This window comes from Paenibacillus sp. FSL M8-0228, assembly GCF_038007385.1.
Taxonomy (GTDB): domain Bacteria; phylum Bacillota; class Bacilli; order Paenibacillales; family Paenibacillaceae; genus Paenibacillus; species Paenibacillus polymyxa_D.
The window spans coordinates 5,768,224-5,784,011 of the sequence record NZ_JBBOXA010000001.1 but is presented as its reverse complement, the minus strand read 5'-3'; the positions used below and the strand labels follow the sequence as shown (position 1 = coordinate 5,784,011).

At 43.0% G+C, this 15,788-nt stretch carries 13 protein-coding genes; 8 read left to right on the top strand and 5 right to left on the bottom strand.

From position 1 onward, the window contains the following. Window positions 1-176: 176 nt before the first annotated feature. Both MKY98_RS26180 and MKY98_RS26175 read right to left on the bottom strand, forming a co-directional pair. Complete coding sequence (locus tag MKY98_RS26180) at window positions 177-2,171, bottom strand: serine hydrolase (RefSeq protein ID WP_029518897.1); 1,995 nt, start codon at window positions 2,169-2,171, stop codon at window positions 177-179. 206 nt (window positions 2,172-2,377) lie between these two features. After that, complete coding sequence (locus MKY98_RS26175) at window positions 2,378-3,466, bottom strand: GntR family transcriptional regulator (RefSeq protein WP_029518896.1); 1,089 nt, start codon at window positions 3,464-3,466, stop codon at window positions 2,378-2,380. Between the two features lie 291 nt (window positions 3,467-3,757). Between MKY98_RS26175 and MKY98_RS26170 the strand changes: the two genes are divergently transcribed. The 6 genes from MKY98_RS26170 (at window position 3,758) to MKY98_RS26145 (ending at window position 11,233) form a co-directional block, all read left to right on the top strand. Further along, the gene (locus tag MKY98_RS26170; protein ID WP_069012329.1) at window positions 3,758-5,371 is read left to right on the top strand and encodes a xylulokinase; all 1,614 of its coding nucleotides are present in this window, start codon (window positions 3,758-3,760) and stop codon (window positions 5,369-5,371) included. Window position 5,372: 1 nt separating this feature from the next. Then, window positions 5,373-6,068 (top strand): L-ribulose-5-phosphate 4-epimerase, encoded by a 696-nt coding sequence (locus tag MKY98_RS26165; protein WP_013373853.1) that lies wholly within the window; start codon window positions 5,373-5,375, stop codon window positions 6,066-6,068. Between the two features lie 40 nt (window positions 6,069-6,108). Further along, window positions 6,109-7,533, top strand: a complete 1,425-nt coding sequence (araA, locus tag MKY98_RS26160) for an L-arabinose isomerase (protein ID WP_029518894.1) — start codon at window positions 6,109-6,111, stop codon at window positions 7,531-7,533. A gap of 171 nt (window positions 7,534-7,704) precedes the next feature. Next, window positions 7,705-8,568: a hypothetical protein gene (locus MKY98_RS26155; protein ID WP_069012328.1), complete on the top strand. Its 864-nt coding sequence runs from the start codon at window positions 7,705-7,707 to the stop codon at window positions 8,566-8,568. A 138-nt stretch (window positions 8,569-8,706) separates the two neighbouring features. Then, window positions 8,707-9,495, top strand: coding sequence for a class I SAM-dependent methyltransferase (locus tag MKY98_RS26150; protein WP_029518892.1), 789 nt, complete (start codon window positions 8,707-8,709; stop codon window positions 9,493-9,495). Window positions 9,496-9,733: 238 nt separating this feature from the next. Then, entirely contained in the window at window positions 9,734-11,233 is a 1,500-nt protein-coding gene (locus MKY98_RS26145; protein ID WP_069012327.1) for a malate:quinone oxidoreductase, read from the top strand. 265 nt (window positions 11,234-11,498) lie between these two features. On the opposite strand, the gene MKY98_RS26140 is transcribed toward MKY98_RS26145, so the two are convergent. After that, window positions 11,499-12,245, bottom strand: a complete 747-nt coding sequence (locus MKY98_RS26140) for an SDR family oxidoreductase (RefSeq protein WP_069012326.1) — start codon at window positions 12,243-12,245, stop codon at window positions 11,499-11,501. Window positions 12,246-12,430: 185 nt separating this feature from the next. Here MKY98_RS26140 and MKY98_RS26135 point away from each other — a divergent pair, with 185 nt between their 5' ends. Next, on the top strand, window positions 12,431-13,354 hold the full coding sequence (locus MKY98_RS26135; protein ID WP_069012325.1) for an AraC family transcriptional regulator: 924 nt from the start codon (window positions 12,431-12,433) through the stop codon (window positions 13,352-13,354). A gap of 140 nt (window positions 13,355-13,494) precedes the next feature. Beyond that, entirely contained in the window at window positions 13,495-14,070 is a 576-nt protein-coding gene (locus MKY98_RS26130) for a histidine phosphatase family protein (protein ID WP_069012324.1), read from the top strand. A 91-nt stretch (window positions 14,071-14,161) separates the two neighbouring features. On the opposite strand, the gene MKY98_RS26125 is transcribed toward MKY98_RS26130, so the two are convergent. Together MKY98_RS26125 and MKY98_RS26120 are read right to left on the bottom strand one after the other, a co-directional pair. Further along, window positions 14,162-15,229 carry a DUF4367 domain-containing protein gene (locus tag MKY98_RS26125; protein WP_069012323.1) on the bottom strand — a complete coding sequence of 356 codons (1,068 nt, stop codon included), beginning with the start codon at window positions 15,227-15,229 and terminating at the stop codon, window positions 14,162-14,164. After that, window positions 15,190-15,780, bottom strand: a complete 591-nt coding sequence (locus MKY98_RS26120; RefSeq protein WP_069012322.1) for an RNA polymerase sigma factor — start codon at window positions 15,778-15,780, stop codon at window positions 15,190-15,192. The genes MKY98_RS26125 and MKY98_RS26120 overlap by 40 nt, the downstream gene beginning before the upstream one ends. Window positions 15,781-15,788 lie beyond the last annotated feature (8 nt).

Here is a 15,788-nt window from a genome sequence, read left to right as displayed (position 1 = left end):
TGCTAGTACCGTGCCCTTATCGGTTGGCTTTTGCTTGCCCATAACATCCTCGAATGGGCGAGATGAGCCAAAAAGCGCGAGTCATGGGGAAATCCCCCCTGCACTCGCGCTTTTTTTCGTTAATCCCGAAGTAAGCACTGTCCTTTACGGTAGAAAATTTACTTAATCCTTTTGAATTAGTGACTGATTGGCAACGTATAGTAATTAAATGCTTGATCCAACAAGGCACTGGCTTCTTGACGCTTCAAAAGCTGTTTGGAGCGGAAGTCTATGGAGCCGTCTAAATTGATCTTGGTATTCGGGTCCATGATACCTTGGGAAACAAGAGCTGTGATGGCTTTAACTGCCCAAGCATCCGTTTCGCCACCCAATTTAACCTTAATTCCAGGCTCAACCTGTTTCAGGTTCTGGATCATTACCGCCGCCATTTGTCTAGTGATAGGAGAATTAGGCTGATAATTACGTAGTCCGGCCATCATCTGTTTTGTATTCGGTTCAATCATGAAAGGTTGTTTATACCACCCGTGGGCGCGCAGCAGCACTTCTGAGAATTCTCTCTGAGTCATCGTTCCTTTCGGATCGAAGAGGTGGGCTGATTTTCCGCTCATGACTTTCAAAGCATTAAGGTTGTTTATATATGGAATATATTTACTATCCGCAGGTACATCAGAAAATGGTGAATCAATGTTTATTTTTTGCGCATAAGCAACGAGGTCTGGGAGTTGCATGTAATACAAATATGCAATATGGCCTGCTTGATTTTTATTAAACGTCAATTTATTACCTGATTCATCTTCAAATAATAAAGGGTGGATCATTTTTAGTGTATGTTTGCCTGATGTTCCTGTCTCCATTATTAATTTCCCGTCCGAATACGAAACCTTCGTCCTTAAGGCAGCGATACGCGTGTTTTGGTATAATCCCACGTAGTCTTGGGCCTGCTGCTCACTTATTGTCGCGTAGGTTGACTTTGGAAGTTCTGATTTTCTCGGATAATAATGATTCATAAATTCCTCATACACGTCAAGACTCATCATGGAGTCGTTATTGTAGGACATGTACATTGCTGTATTCTTCTCAGGCAGAATAACAATCAAGGAAGAATGCCCTGTAACATTTCCTCCTTTTAGAATCACATGCTGATTATTCATCTTCTCTTTGAAGTAGCCTTCGAATCCAATTGTTGTGACCGGGAACTCCTTATCAGGGAATAATTGGTATGTGTGCATTTGCTCTATGCTCTTTGGACTCACTACTTCTTTACCTTTGTACTTGCCTTTGTTCAGGTGCATAATAAGGTACTTCGCCATGTCATCTGCTGTTGAGACGATACCGCCTTCAGGTTTTTCCGTTGGTTTAAACCCGTCCAAGGGTATCAGTTCGCCTGTTGGTCCATAGTGAGCAGCCATTCTGCTTAACAATTGGGGGGTAAACCGCACATTCGTCGAATTCATACCTAACGGTTTGAAAATATTCTTTTCCATATATTTGGAATATGACATACCCGTTACGTTTGCTACAGCATATCCCGCTAGCATGAAACCAAAATTGTCATAAGTGTACGCTTCTCCTGGAGTCCTGACAACAGTTGGCATATTTGATGCAATGAACTTCTTCATCGGAAAATATTTGTCCGCGTATTCTGGATGCATTTCCATGGAAATATCTGGTTCATCAAATCCACTTGAATATGTAAGTAGATCAAACATCGTCAGTTTTTTTCCTGTTTTATTCGGAACCTTTATTCCTCCTAAATACTCTTGGATATCGCGTTTTAAATCCATTTTCCCCTTATCGACCAACTGCATAGCTGCCAATGCAGTGAATGACTTTGTAACAGAGCCGATTTGGAAAACGGTATTTTTATCAACAGGAATTTTTTTGCCCTTGTCGGCATACCCGTAACCTTTGCTTAGCATCACTTTCCCACCTGCAACGACCACAAAATTAGAACCAACTGTATTATACTTCTTCATCTTGTCCGCAAAAACGCCATCCGCAAAAGCTTCTAGTTCCTTAGCATCTCGCGGTCCCTCCAAGCTAGCCTTCTCAGATGCAACTGGTACGTTAACGGGTGCGGCAACTGATGCGCCGTTGGGTGCCATACACGCGGTAGTTACCGTAGCAGATAATAGTAGAACCGCGAGACTGGTGTGAATCATTTTTTTCATGAATGATTTCTCCTTGAAATGTATTTTTGCCTTATAGCGTCCGGCAAAACCAAGTATGGCAAAGGACTTGTCATACCAACAAGTTACATTTCGCCACCCACCATACCAAGTCACTCCAAAGTGTCATATGACAATTAGGCACTAGGTTTAAAGGGCGATGGTTCATTCAGAAAAAACGGAAATTCACCACAGTTACATATCCTTTTTCACTTCAGTTTCTTCTTAACCGTCTCTCCTTCAATTAACACAGGCTGATAATAGGTGTGGTTACGTAGATCCTTTTTCCCTTGAAGTTTCTTAATAACCCAATCGGCGGCATCACGTCCCATTTGTTCCTGGGGGTGCGTTAATGTCGTTAGTTTGATGTTTGCATTCTTGGAAATATAGGAATTATCTTGACCAATAATGGATAAGTCTTCGGGCACCAATATCCCAAGTTGTCTGCATACATGTACAACTTCTAATCCTACCTCGTCGTTATAGCAGACAATTGCGCTTAACTCGTCTCTTTGTTCGGTCAGAAATTTCCTCAAATTGGTGGACAAATCCTGCTTCGTTTCAGTATAGAATGAGAGCACTTGCTCGGGGTGAAACCGTAATTTGGCTTCTCCAAGCGCTTTGATATAGCCTTTCATTCGATACTTTCCTTGTAAATCGTCCATTTTGGCAATGATACCAATCTGTGTGTGTCCGTTAGCGATCAATTCTTTGGTTGCCAGATAGCTGGATTGTACGTCATCGAGGCAGAAGTAAGGAACTTCCAACTCTTCATAATAGGCATTAATCATGATGAAGGGAACATCCTGTTCCTTGAACGTCAGATAATAAGCGATATTGGGATTATATAGATTGCTCTTCGTAGGCTCAATGATCAAACCATCCACACCAAAGGACAGCATCATCTCCAAGGCTTTCTTTTCCTGGGCGACATCATTATTGGTACTCGCTAATAGTAATGAATAATTATCTTCATTTAATCTGGCTTCAATCCCGCGAATTATCGAGGGGAAGATGTAATCAGAGATGTAGGTCGTGATGACTCCGATGGTTTTATTACTGGAGTTCCCACCAGTCTTTGAGCGGAATTGGTTACTGACATAGGTGCCAGATCCTTTTTCACTTCTTAAGAAACCTTCGTTGGATAGTTCCAAAATAGCCTTCCGAACCGTCTGACGACTAACTTTATACTTATCCTGCAAAGCGAATTCCGTTGGAATTTGTTCTCCTACGCTGTATGCCCCTGAAAGAATATTGCTTTTTATATCCTCAAGGATGACCTGATACTTTGGTTTCACTTTATTCCTTCTTTCCAAGTTGTTCTAATACTAATTAATGCATCTATAATATTTGTATGTACATATTTTAGCATAATTATGAGTTTATTATAATCTATTGTCCTATCTGTATAAATACTAAAGTTAAAACTAGAAAAACACTCGGTTTGTCAAATTATTTGTAAGTATAACTACGGTTTTGTGTTGACAAATGTACGCACAAAAAATATACTAAGGCTGTAAACAAAAGAAAGCGCCTTCTTTCAATTAATGCGATTATAACAGTTGTTCAGAGAGAGGAGTAACGTGAGCATGGATCAAGACATTAAACAAGCGATTACTAAGGGAGAAACCTCACTTGGTATCGAATTTGGATCCACACGTATCAAGGCAGTGCTGATTGATCATCGTTTTGAAACCATCGCATCTGGAAGCTATGAGTGGGAAAACCTCCTGGTAGATGGATATTGGACGTACAACTTAGAGAGTATTATTATGGGCCTGCAAGAGGCTTATCGTGAAATGAAGCAAGAGGTTGAGCAAAAATATGGAGTCACCCTTCGTACGGTTGGTTCTATAGGATTCTCTGCAATGATGCACGGCTATATGGCTTTTGACAGCAAGGGTGAGTTGCTTGTTCCGTTCCGGACTTGGCGGAATGCGACAACCGGGGTTGCAGCAAAAGCTTTAACTGATAAATTTCAATTCAACATTCCTGAGCGATGGAGTATTGCTCACTTGTATCAAGCGATATTGAACGAAGAGCAACATGTCCCTCATATTGATTTTATGACGACGTTGGCTGGATATATCCACTGGCTGCTGACTGGCGATAAGGCAATTGGTATCGGAGACGCGTCGGGGATTTTCCCAATTGATGAGACTACACATGATTATAACGAGTCGATGGTTAAGCAGTTTGATGAACTCATTGCAGCCAAAGGCTACGATTGGAAGTTACAAGATATTATTCCTAAAGTTCATATCTCAGGCGAGCAGGCAGGTGTACTAACCGCAGCGGGAGCGAAAATCTTAGATAAATCCGGAGATTTACAACCTGGTATTTCGCTTTGTCCTCCAGAAGGTGATGCGGGAACAGGGATGGTCGCTACGAATAGTGTGAGAAAACGTACTGGCAACGTGTCTGTGGGAACCTCGGTTTTTGCCATGATTGTATTAGAGAAAGACCTTTCAGCGGTATATCCGGAAATTGATCTGGTGACCACACCGAATGGTAATCCGGTCGGCATGGTTCATGCCAACAACTGTTCAAGTGATCTCAATGCTTGGCTGGGCTTGTTCCGTGAATTCTATGAGGCCATGGGGCACAAGGCGGATCCGAATCAATTGTTCAGTGTGTTGCTGAATAAGGCTTTGGAAGCGGATCCAGATGGCGGTGGTTTACTCAGCTATGGCTATTTGTCAGGGGAGAATATCACCGGAATAGAGAAAGGCAGACCGTTGTTTGTCCGCTCTCCTGAGAGCCGTTTCAATTTGGCCAATTTCATGCGGACTCATCTGTTCACTGCATTTGCTGCTTTGAAAATCGGAATGGATATTTTGACGAAGAAAGAATACGTCGCAATTGACAGCATTCTGGCTCACGGTGGTTTATTTAAAACCCCTATCGTCGGACAAAAGATTGTTGCGGCTGCTATGAATGTCCCGGTATCCGTGATGTCAACAGCTGGAGAAGGCGGAGCGTGGGGTATGGCTATTCTGGCTTCTTACATGATGAACAAGGATCAACAAGAAAGTCTGGAAGACTTCCTCGACCAAAAAGTATTTAGAGATGTTGAGGGACAAGAAATTCATCCTGACGGTTCCGATGTTAAGGGGTTCGAAACATTCTTAGAACGCTACACACAAGGCCTGGCGATTGAGCAGGCTGCTGTAGATAATCTAGTGGAAAACTGGAGGAATTGACGTGTTAGAGCAGCTGAAAGAAGAAGTATTTCAAGCCAATCTCGATTTGCCTAAACATGGACTCGTGAAATACACCTGGGGTAACGTAAGCGCTGTTGATCGTGAACGTGGCTTATTCGTTATCAAACCGAGTGGTGTTAGTTATGACACGATGAAACCTAGCGATATGGTGGTTGTTGATTTTGACGGCAATGTTGTTGAAGGAGAGATGAGACCTTCATCGGATACACCGACTCATGCCGTACTTTACAAGCACTACGCAGAGATCGGCGGTATTGTGCATACGCATTCGACTTGGGCGACGATTTGGGCTCAAGCAGGCCTGGATGTACCTGTAATGGGGACTACTCATGCAGACACCTTCTATGGTTCTGTTCCCTGTGCTCGTTTCCTGACACAAGAGGAGATCGACCGTGGTTACGAAGCGGAAACCGGCCGTGTCATCATCGAAACTTTTGAGCAGCGCGGGCTGGATATTTTAGCAGTGCCAGGTGTCCTGCTTAAGGGTCACGCTCCCTTCACTTGGGGGAAAGATGCGAAATCCGCAGTTATGAATAGCGTCGTGTTGGAAGAAGTTTCGAAAATGAATTTATTCGCACGGGAATTGAATCATTTTGCCGAAGAATTGCCGCAGCGGATTCTAGATAAACACTATTTGCGCAAACATGGGAAAGATGCCTACTACGGGCAAAAGTAAGACCAACTAAACTAAAAACGAAGAAAAGAGGATGAATGTTATGTCAACAGTAGGTACAAAACAGTTCTGGTTTGTCGTAGGTTCACAACATCTGTATGGAGAAGAAGCATTAGCAGAAGTCAAAGCACACGCACAAGAAATGACCGATGCCCTAAATAAGAGCGGCGTTCTGCCTTATCCGCTTGTATTGCAAGATCTGGCGGTTAGTGCAGACAAAATCACCAGCCTTATGAAAGAAGTCAACTATCGTGATGAGGTTGCTGGTGTCATCACTTGGATGCATACTTTCTCACCTGCAAAAATGTGGATTCGCGGTACTAAATTGCTGCAAAAGCCGCTACTTCATTTGGCCACACAGTACAATGAAAGCATTCCTTGGGCTACAATTGACATGGACTTCATGAACCTCAATCAGGCAGCTCATGGTGACCGTGAATATGGGTTTATCAACGCCCGCTTGAAGAAACAGAATAAAGTGGTTGTAGGTTACTGGGAACGTGCAGAAGTGCAAAAACAAATCGCAGAGTGGATGGATGTAGCGGTTGCTTATAACGAAAGCTTCAATATCAAAGTCGCCCGCTTTGGCGACAATATGCGTAATGTTGGCGTTACGGAAGGTGATAAGGTCGAAGCCCAAATTCAATTTGGATGGACTGTTGACTACTTCGGAATTGGCGACCTCGTTCAGTACGTCAATGCTGTGAAAGAAGAAGAGATTGATGCTTTGTTTGCGGAATACTCTGAACTTTATGAATTCGATTATGGTACTTATAGCAAGGAAGCTTGGGAAGCCAGTGTAAGAGTGCAAGCAAGCTATGAAATTGCTATTAAACGATTCCTGGATCATGGCGGCTATACTGCCTTCACTACGAACTTCGAAGACCTCTATGGTATGAAACAGCTCCCTGGTCTTGCCGTTCAACGTTTGATGGCACAAGGATACGGATTTGCTGGTGAAGGAGACTGGAAGACTGCAGCGCTCGATCGCCTGCTTAAAGTCATGAGCCATAACCAATCCACTGGCTTTATGGAAGACTACACCTATGAATTAGCGGCTGGTCAGGAATCGATCCTTCAATCCCATATGCTTGAAGTTGACCCAACGTTGGCGAGCAACAAGCCTAAAGTCATCGTTTCTCCGTTAGGTATCGGCGATCGTGAAGATCCAGCCCGTCTGGTATTTGACGGCAAGGCAGGAGACGGTGTGGTTGTTTCTATGGCTGACTTTGGCACCCATTATAAACTGCTGATCAATGAGGTTACTGCATTTGAACCGACAGTTCCTGCTCCAAATCTTCCGGTAGCCCGTGTACTGTGGAACGTGAAGCCTAACTTCCAGGATGGAGTTAAGGCATGGATTGAGAACGGTGGCGGTCACCATACTGTGGTTTCCTTGAATCTAACCACAGACCAAATTGTGACTTATGCAAAACTGGTTAACCTGGAATACGTAATTATTAAATAACTAGAAGATAGCCATCTATAAAAGCATTGGGTCAGTCCTTAGGATCCAATGCTTTTTATTGGTTTTCTAAGGATGTCGAGATAAAGGAAAGGTTCCTAAGCTATCTGGCGATATAACGAGATAATTGGATTCTCCTTAAGGTAATCATTTAATTCATAAGGATGTGATACTATGGCGAATGTACCAGCTACGAAAACGAAACTGGTTATCGTCGAAGGCATACCTGGCTCTGGCAAATCCACATTATCTAGATACATACATGACATGTTAAATACACATCAAATAGAATCGGAACTATTTTTAGAAGGAAATTTACGGCATCCCGCTGATTATGAATCGGTTGCATGTATGCCGAACGAAGAACTTGATCGGCTCCGATCAATCTATTCCGAGGTGTTTCATTACATTGATCCGTTCGTATCTTTGAATGGCAACGACTCTTTAATCGCATATGCGCTTGCGCAGCAATCAGCCCAAAATAAAATTCCTTCTAGTTTGTATGAGGAAATCCAGCGTTATGAAATCTACGATGGAGTACCCGTGGAAAAGTACTGCGAATTGATGATCCAACGTTGGAAGTCTTTTGTTAAAGATCAGCGAGAAAAGGAAAAGCTAATCATACTCGAATGCTGTTTTTTACAGAACCCAGGGTGTGCATTACTCGCCCGGCATGATGCTGGAAATGATCGATTTGTTCGGCATGTATTACAGATTGCGGAGCAAATTCAGGAGTTAAATCCAATTTTGTTCTATTTGAAGCAACCTGATGTGCGTGAGACGATTGAGCGAGTAAAAACGATGAGATCTCAAGAATGGTTAGATTTCACGATTTGGTACCATACAGAGCAAGATTATGGAAAGAAGAAGGGGCTTTACGGGTATGAGGGATATATTCAGTTCCTTGAACATCGACGAGAGCTAGAATTACAAATTATTGAGCAACTTCCTTTTCAATCGTTTATTATGGATAACTCCGATTATGATTGGGTGAATCAACAACAGACTGTTTCGAATATCATGATGAAGTATTTATAAACCATGAAGCTCATTCGAGGAAACGTTAGTGCAATTAGAAAGGGCCTGTCCCGTAAAGATTGGCCCAAAAACTTGCCGTTACAGGCAGCCCTGTGACTCTCATGTTTTAAAAGTTCAGTAGAGAGAAGGTTATAAGCTATGAGTGATTATGGTCCAGATCTATTTAAAGGTACCGCTTGGTACTACTCTAGGTATCGACCTCCTTATCCTTCGTCGCTTATTCGGTTTTTAGTTAACAAGTTTTCTCTGAATGGGGAAGGTCGCTTGCTTGACTTAGGATGTGGAACGGGTCAGCTAGCTCTAAGATTTAGTGATTGGTTTGAAGAAATAGTAGGTGTAGATACTGAATCAGAAATGCTAGATGAAGCAAACCGTTTGTCCAGTGATAAAAGGTTGGACAATGTTAAATGGGTACAAGGAAGGGCGGAAGAGCGCGTATGTGACTGGGGTGTCTTTCGCCTCGTTATAATTGCGAAAGCATTTCATTGGATGGATAGAGAGTCCATTCTTGACATTCTGTATAACAGTTCTGATACTAATGGTGGCGTAGCTATTATTGATAATACTGGGAAGCAGGAACCCTTACTTTGGCAACTCAAGGTCAACGAAGTAGTGAGACGTTGGCTAGGAGACGCAAGAAGAGCTGGTAATAGCACTTACACTCCCCCAAAGGAGAGGTATGAGGATATTGTAAGAAAATCTGGATTCAAAAATGTCCAAAGACATATTTTACCGAGTTATTCATATACATGGACTGTTGATTCGATCATTGGAAATCTGTACTCTACATCATTTGCTTCAAGACGCCTTTTTGGTGATAATTTAGTACGATTTGAAAATGATTTAACATCTGTTCTACTAGATATGGACTCCACGGGTGTGTTTACCGAAGAATTGTCAGTGTCTGTTATTACTGCTAGTAAGTGAAGCCCCAATAATACAGCGTGTTGAGATCCATTCTTATTATTTTGCAAAGAAAATTCTCACTTTTTAGCAGAAATGATTTATAATTATCAGATAATAGACAATATAATTTTTAAAAGATTATATTTTAGTTATAATAGAGACAGAAAAGATATGTTCCTGAGTGGAGCCTTGCTTCTTGTATCACCTAAGCAGGAGGGCCTGCTCTTTTTTGCAAATATAAGAGATAAGGAAGGTTTTTATGAATAGCATTCAGAAAAATACAGACGTTATCTTAATTGGTGCCGGAGTCATGAGCGCGACTCTGGGATCATTGCTAAAAGAGTTAGCACCAGAATGGGAAATTAAAGTGTTTGAGAAACTCGCAAACGCAGGAGAAGAAAGCTCTAACGAATGGAATAATGCAGGTACAGGCCATGCTGCACTGTGCGAACTGAACTATACATCCGAAAAAGCTGATGGATCTATAGATATTCGTAAAGCTGTAGACATTAATGAGCAGTTTCAGCTTTCAAGACAGTTTTGGTCTTTTCTTGTAAACAGCCATTTGATTCGTAATCCTCAGGACTTTATCAAGCCAATACCTCATATGAGTTTGGTAACAGGAGAGAAAAATGTATCTTTTTTGAAAAAAAGGTTTAAAGCGCTTTCAACTATTTCTCTATTTCAAGGCATGGAATTTTCCGACGACCCTGAAAAGCTGAAGGAATGGATTCCGCTAATTATGGAAGGCCGTACATTGAATGAACCAATCGCGGCAACCAAAATCGACTCTGGAACAGATGTCAACTTTGGTGCTTTAACACGCATGTTGTTTGAGCATTTAAAAAGTAAAAACGTTGAGATCAATTACAAGCATAGTGTAAAGGATATTAAACGTGCGAGCGACGGCTCGTGGAAAGTCAAAGTCCATAATCTGGATAACGGTAAAATCGAATACCATACTGCCAAATTTGTCTTTATCGGTGGTGGGGGTGGAAGTCTACCTTTGCTACAAAGAACCGGTATTCCTGAGTCCAAATATATCGGGGGATTCCCGGTAAGTGGACTATTTATGGTATGTAACAATCCTAAGGTTGTCGCCCAGCATCATGCGAAAGTATACGGTAAAGCTAAGGTTGGTGCTCCTCCCATGTCTGTTCCGCATCTGGATACAAGATATATCGGTAACCAAAAAGCACTGCTATTTGGACCGTTTGCCGGCTTCTCACCGAAGTTCTTGAAAACGGGCTCAAATTTGGATTTGATCGGATCTGTAAAACCCAATAATCTCATCACGATGTTGGCGGCAGGCGCAAAAGAGATGGCATTGACCAAATACCTGATTCAGCAAGTGATGTTATCGAATGAAAAGCGTCTGGAAGAATTACGCGAGTTTATTCCGAACGCCAAAATCGAGGACTGGGGGATCGTGGTAGCGGGTCAACGTGTGCAGGTGATCAAAGATACGGAGGGCGGTAAAGGAACACTTCAATTTGGTACAGAAGTGGTTAGTGCCGCTGATGGTTCGGTAGCTGCACTGCTCGGCGCTTCTCCGGGTGCTTCTACTGCTGTTCACGTTATGCTGGAAGTATTGGAAAAGTGCTTCCCACAACATATGGAAGAGTGGGAACCAAAAATAAAAGAAATGATTCCTTCTTATGGGGTGTCACTAGCGGAAAACCCAGAACTTTACCAAGAAATTTATGAGTCCACAACGGAGGTGCTCGGTCTGGGCGAAAGAGAACCGCTTCATCGTTAATTTTCACATGGCTAGTAACTCGATCATCCAAATATTTTTAATAAAAAGCACAGTAATCTTACGATATATTTTAGAGTCCAATAAGCAACAACACCAAGCGGTGGGAAGAAAGTCCCCACCGCTAAAAATGCTTGTTTAACAATACAAAGTTTTGCAATCCTTCTGCATTTTTGATGTCACATGGATGAACAGCCTTCATGGTAAAGCTTTATGTATGAATAGATAGGGGCGCACTCACAAGGGGGGGTGCCCCTATCTATTTATGTTATATTTGTGCGGTTGGGCGGATCACGATTTCGTTCACATCAATGTCAGCAGGTTGTTCAATTGCGAATCCAATTGCGCGGGCTACCGCGTCTGGTGTCATGGCTAGTTTATCCCGGATGACGGCGAGTTGATCTCTTATAGCCGGGTCTGTTAAACTTTCGGTGAAATTTGTCTGCACAATACCTGGCGAAATGATGGTCACGCGCAGCTTATCGCCAGCTTCCTGGCGCAACCCCTCTGAGATGGCGCGTACGGCGAACTTCGTACCAGAGTAGACCGACTGGTTCGGAACGGTCTTGTGTCCTGCTGTAGAAGCAGTGTTCACGAAATGTCCGAAACCCTGTTTGCGAAAGACAGGCAACGCTGCAGCAATGCCATACAAAACGCCTTTAATGTTGACGTCAATCATGTGCTCCCAATCTTCCACGCGCAGATCATCGAGAGGGGATATAGGCATAACGCCAGCGTTGCTGACGAGAACATCCAGCTTCCCGTATCGTTCGCAAGCCAAAGTAACGAGGTTGCACAGATCCTCGCGCCGTCTCACGTCAGTGCGTGCATAGACAGCTTCGCCACCCTTATTCGTAATACGTGTCGCCAGTGCTTCAAGGCGGTCCACCCCGCGTGCCCCAAGCACGACTTTTGCTCCACGCTCGGCAAGCAACAGTGCTGTTGCTTCTCCAATTCCGCTGCTCGCACCTGTAATCACAACGACTTTGTTCTCTATTCTTCCTTCCAAACTCATAGCCCCATCCTTCTTCCTTTGATCTATTTGCCTTAGGCCCTTTGTTGGCCTTGCAAGTAAATTTTAAGTAGAATTCGATTGAGACAGGTAGACCGATCAAGTCCAATTCTTGCCTAATCCTATTCGGCGTGCATATAATTAGCACATCAATATTAGCGTTCAACGGAAAGGAAGGTGAAGCATGAATGGTTTCGTCTCCTCCCCCCTCTGATATTTCTACGAATCTACAAGAACTGATTCGTCTGATTGATCAACGCGCGTCTTCGGACGGTACGTTTGTTTCGTCTGTGCCAGGACTTTATTTCAGACGTGCAAGCCATGTGTCCGAGCTGAATCATATGGTCCATATGCCCTCCCTGTACGTGGTTGCGCAAGGCTCAAAGACAGCAATGCTGGCTGGAGAAAACTATGTGTACGATCCAACAACCTACATGGTCACATCAGTTCAACTTCCCGTAACTGGTAAAATAACTCAAGCCTCGTCGGAGCTTCCTTATCTAAGTCTTCAATTATCCATTAGTCCAGACGCCATCCTGGACATTATCAAGAAGAGTCCTCCTCCATGTAACGTAAAGACTGGACGCGGCATACTGGTGAGCCAATTTGACCCTCTGCTGCTTGATGCGCTGCTTCGGCTTGTCAGACTTTCGGATACGCCTGCGGATATTCAGTTTCTTGCGCCGCTTATCACGCACGAGATCCTTTATCGTGTATTACAAGGTGAGCAGGGGGCTTTAATCAGGCAATTTGCCGTAGTTGGCAGCTATGCACATAGCATCTCCAAAGCGATCCATCTGATTACCCGCGATTACTCTAAGCCTCTTGTGATCGAAGAATTGGCGAAGGAAGTAAACATGAGCCCTTCTTCCTTACACAAGCATTTTAAAAAGGTAACGGCTATAAGTCCTCTGCAGTATCAGAAGGCCATTCGACTGCAGGCTGCACGCCGCTTACTGCTCTCGGAGGGATTGGAAGCCGCCACTGTAGGCTTTCGCGTTGGCTATGAGAGTCCTTCGCAGTTCAGCCGAGAATATGGACGCATGTTTGGACGTCCACCGATGAGTGATGTTAAACATTTGCGTAATTCCCTTAGTGTCTCAGTTGATTGAGAAGTTTATCGGGTCAATTATTTATTGGAAGGAGCTAGATTTATCATGCGGAATGATTTGCTCTAAAGATTCATGGCAACTGCGAATAGTGCCCTAGATAGGAATGTATAGAAAATCATCAGATCTTCATGGAGGTTAATATGAAAACTTTCATTTACATGGTGAGACATGGCGAATCACCAAAGACGGAAGGAAATGAAAGAACAAGAGGTTTGACTGATAAAGGCAAGTCAGATGCTTTTCAAATAACTGAGTTATTGAAAGGAGAGAGGATTGAGGTTTTCGTTTCAAGCCCATATCAACGGGCAATCTTAACCATTCAAGAATTAGCTCAATACTCAGGACAAGAAGTTTTAATACTCGAGGATCTTAAAGAAAGAATTTTTTTGAATGAAGACAACCGAATGCCCGATGATGAATTATTCCCTTTGTTAGATAAGTCATTTTCTGATCCCAGCTTTGCTTTAACGGGAGGAGAGTCTAATGCAGTTTGTCAGAATCGAAGTATAACAGTCTTAAAGGAATTGCTAAAAATCTACCGAGGACGGAAAATCGCATTAGGCACTCATGGAGCTGTAATGACTTTAATGATGGGGTATTATGACAAGCAGTACGATTTGAATTTTTTACTACATACATCCAAGCCAGACGTATACAGAATGGAATTCAATGATCAGGAATTAGTTGAGGTGAAAAGATTGTGGAACATGCCGTAATAGTTTGTGAGGAAAAGGTATAAGGACTATTCTCCAAAAAGAGACCACCCTTAAAAAAGGATGGTCTCTCTTCAAAGCTTTTCTTGTATAGCTATTGCGGTGAACCGTTAAGCAAATCCTCGGCTATTTTTACCAGGTCTTTCTTGGTCAGTGGACTGTCCTGGTTATCAGATATGTTGAAGTGTAACCGTCTTTTTTCATCAAGCCAGCCCAGTCGGTTTTTTCCGGCCTCCAAGGGATTGCTTGTTTTGCTTGCCCTGATGTAATAGGCCTTGGTTCCTTTAATTGTCAGTTGCTCAGCCGAATCCTGTTCATTTTGCATGATGGTTGTCTTTGTGACTTCAGGAGTGTATTTGGTGACGGTAATGTTTACATAGTCGTTTCCTCTCGCATACCGGGCAAAGGAGGTGTCTGACTTGTCCCAGCTCAGCTTTTGAATAAACAGATGTTCACCCTCCGGTGCAGCTTTGGCCTGTTGCATCAGTTTATCGGTTAAAGCTCGATATTCCTTTTTATCCATCATCCTAGGATATGCAGCGCCTGGATAGACGTATCCGAATTCAAACTGATAGCCATCCGGTAGATGAGTGGGGTTGCTGAATAATGGAGCCTCAGTTCGCTTGATTTCATCTTGTAAGCTGTTGAAACTTGAAAGTTCAGCTGGCTTGTACGCAAACAGGGCCGGATTAGATAGGTTGTTCTGATTCATAGAATCATCCTTGACGTAATAGGCGGCATACTCTCCGGGCTGCAAGCGATCTTTCACTTTTTCGTTCCACTGTGCGTAGGTGGAGGTATACGTTTTCGAGGCGTCCGTTTCGGCAGGTGTTTTGGCGGTATTTAATACAACGTCGCCCTTACTGTTGCGGAATTCAAGATATTGCGAAGCGGCGTATCCAGTCACAGAGGCCCCTAACACAAAAAGCAAGATCATGATGGGAGCGGTAATGCGCGGTTGAAGACGCATTTTTACAATGAACCCCTTTTTGGGCGTCACCTTTTGGTAGACCTGTTCCATCACTTTGTCAGAAACGTCAAAAGCTTGGATTTTTAGGACACTTTCTGGTTCTGTCAGCTTGTCCATGTTTTTTAAGTCTTTGTCTTTTGGATCGGTGTATTTCAGATTTTGTTCCTGATTTCTGCCTTGTAATTCACGCATTTCGGGTCCTCCTTTATGGGCTCCATTATTTTTTTAAGCTTTGTTTTTGTTCTGCCGTATTTTTTCTTGATAGCTTCCTCGCTCTTGTTCATAATTTCCCCGATTTCTCCAAACGTTTTTTCTTCAAAAATGCGCAGCACCAACAGGTTTCGTTCTTCTGCATTCAGTTGGTCTAATGCCCGGCTCAGCGGTTCACTGAAAAGCTGACGTTCCAAAACCTGCGCAGCACTGTCTGAAGTCATATTAGTTGAGGTGAACAGGGTAATCTTAAATTTGCGCTGTAGATTCTTCCTGCGAATCAAGTTCAGGCAGTGATGATAAGCCATTTTATACAGCCAGGAGGAGAAGCCCATTGTCGGTTTGTACATGTTAATTTTTTCAAAAGCTTTGACCAAAATATCCTGTACGGCTTCTTCTGCCTCATGCTCACTTCCTAATAGCCGCCAGCAATACACAAATATCTGACGCTGATACTCCTTCACAATGTAGGCGTAATCCTGGATTTCGCCAGCTTGAACTCGTTTGATTTTGTATTCGATTTCCTCATTCAAAAATTTAG

Bases quoted from the DNA above. Each gene is read 5' to 3' on its own strand.
- MKY98_RS26150 (WP_029518892.1), top strand. From the start codon at position 8,707: ATGAGTGATTATGGTCCAGATCTATTTAAAGGTACCGCTTGGTACTAC.
- MKY98_RS26135 (WP_069012325.1), top strand. From the start codon at position 12,431: ATGGTTTCGTCTCCTCCCCCCTCTGATATTTCTACGAATCTACAAGAA.
- MKY98_RS26145 (WP_069012327.1), top strand. From the start codon at position 9,734: ATGAATAGCATTCAGAAAAATACAGACGTTATCTTAATTGGTGCCGGA.
- MKY98_RS26180 (WP_029518897.1), bottom strand. From the start codon at position 2,171: ATGAAAAAAATGATTCACACCAGTCTCGCGGTTCTACTATTATCTGCT.
- araA (WP_029518894.1), top strand. From the start codon at position 6,109: ATGTCAACAGTAGGTACAAAACAGTTCTGGTTTGTCGTAGGTTCACAA.
- MKY98_RS26130 (WP_069012324.1), top strand. From the start codon at position 13,495: ATGAAAACTTTCATTTACATGGTGAGACATGGCGAATCACCAAAGACG.
- MKY98_RS26125 (WP_069012323.1), bottom strand. From the start codon at position 15,229: ATGCGTGAATTACAAGGCAGAAATCAGGAACAAAATCTGAAATACACC.
- MKY98_RS26170 (WP_069012329.1), top strand. From the start codon at position 3,758: ATGGATCAAGACATTAAACAAGCGATTACTAAGGGAGAAACCTCACTT.
- MKY98_RS26155 (WP_069012328.1), top strand. From the start codon at position 7,705: ATGGCGAATGTACCAGCTACGAAAACGAAACTGGTTATCGTCGAAGGC.
- MKY98_RS26140 (WP_069012326.1), bottom strand. From the start codon at position 12,245: ATGAGTTTGGAAGGAAGAATAGAGAACAAAGTCGTTGTGATTACAGGT.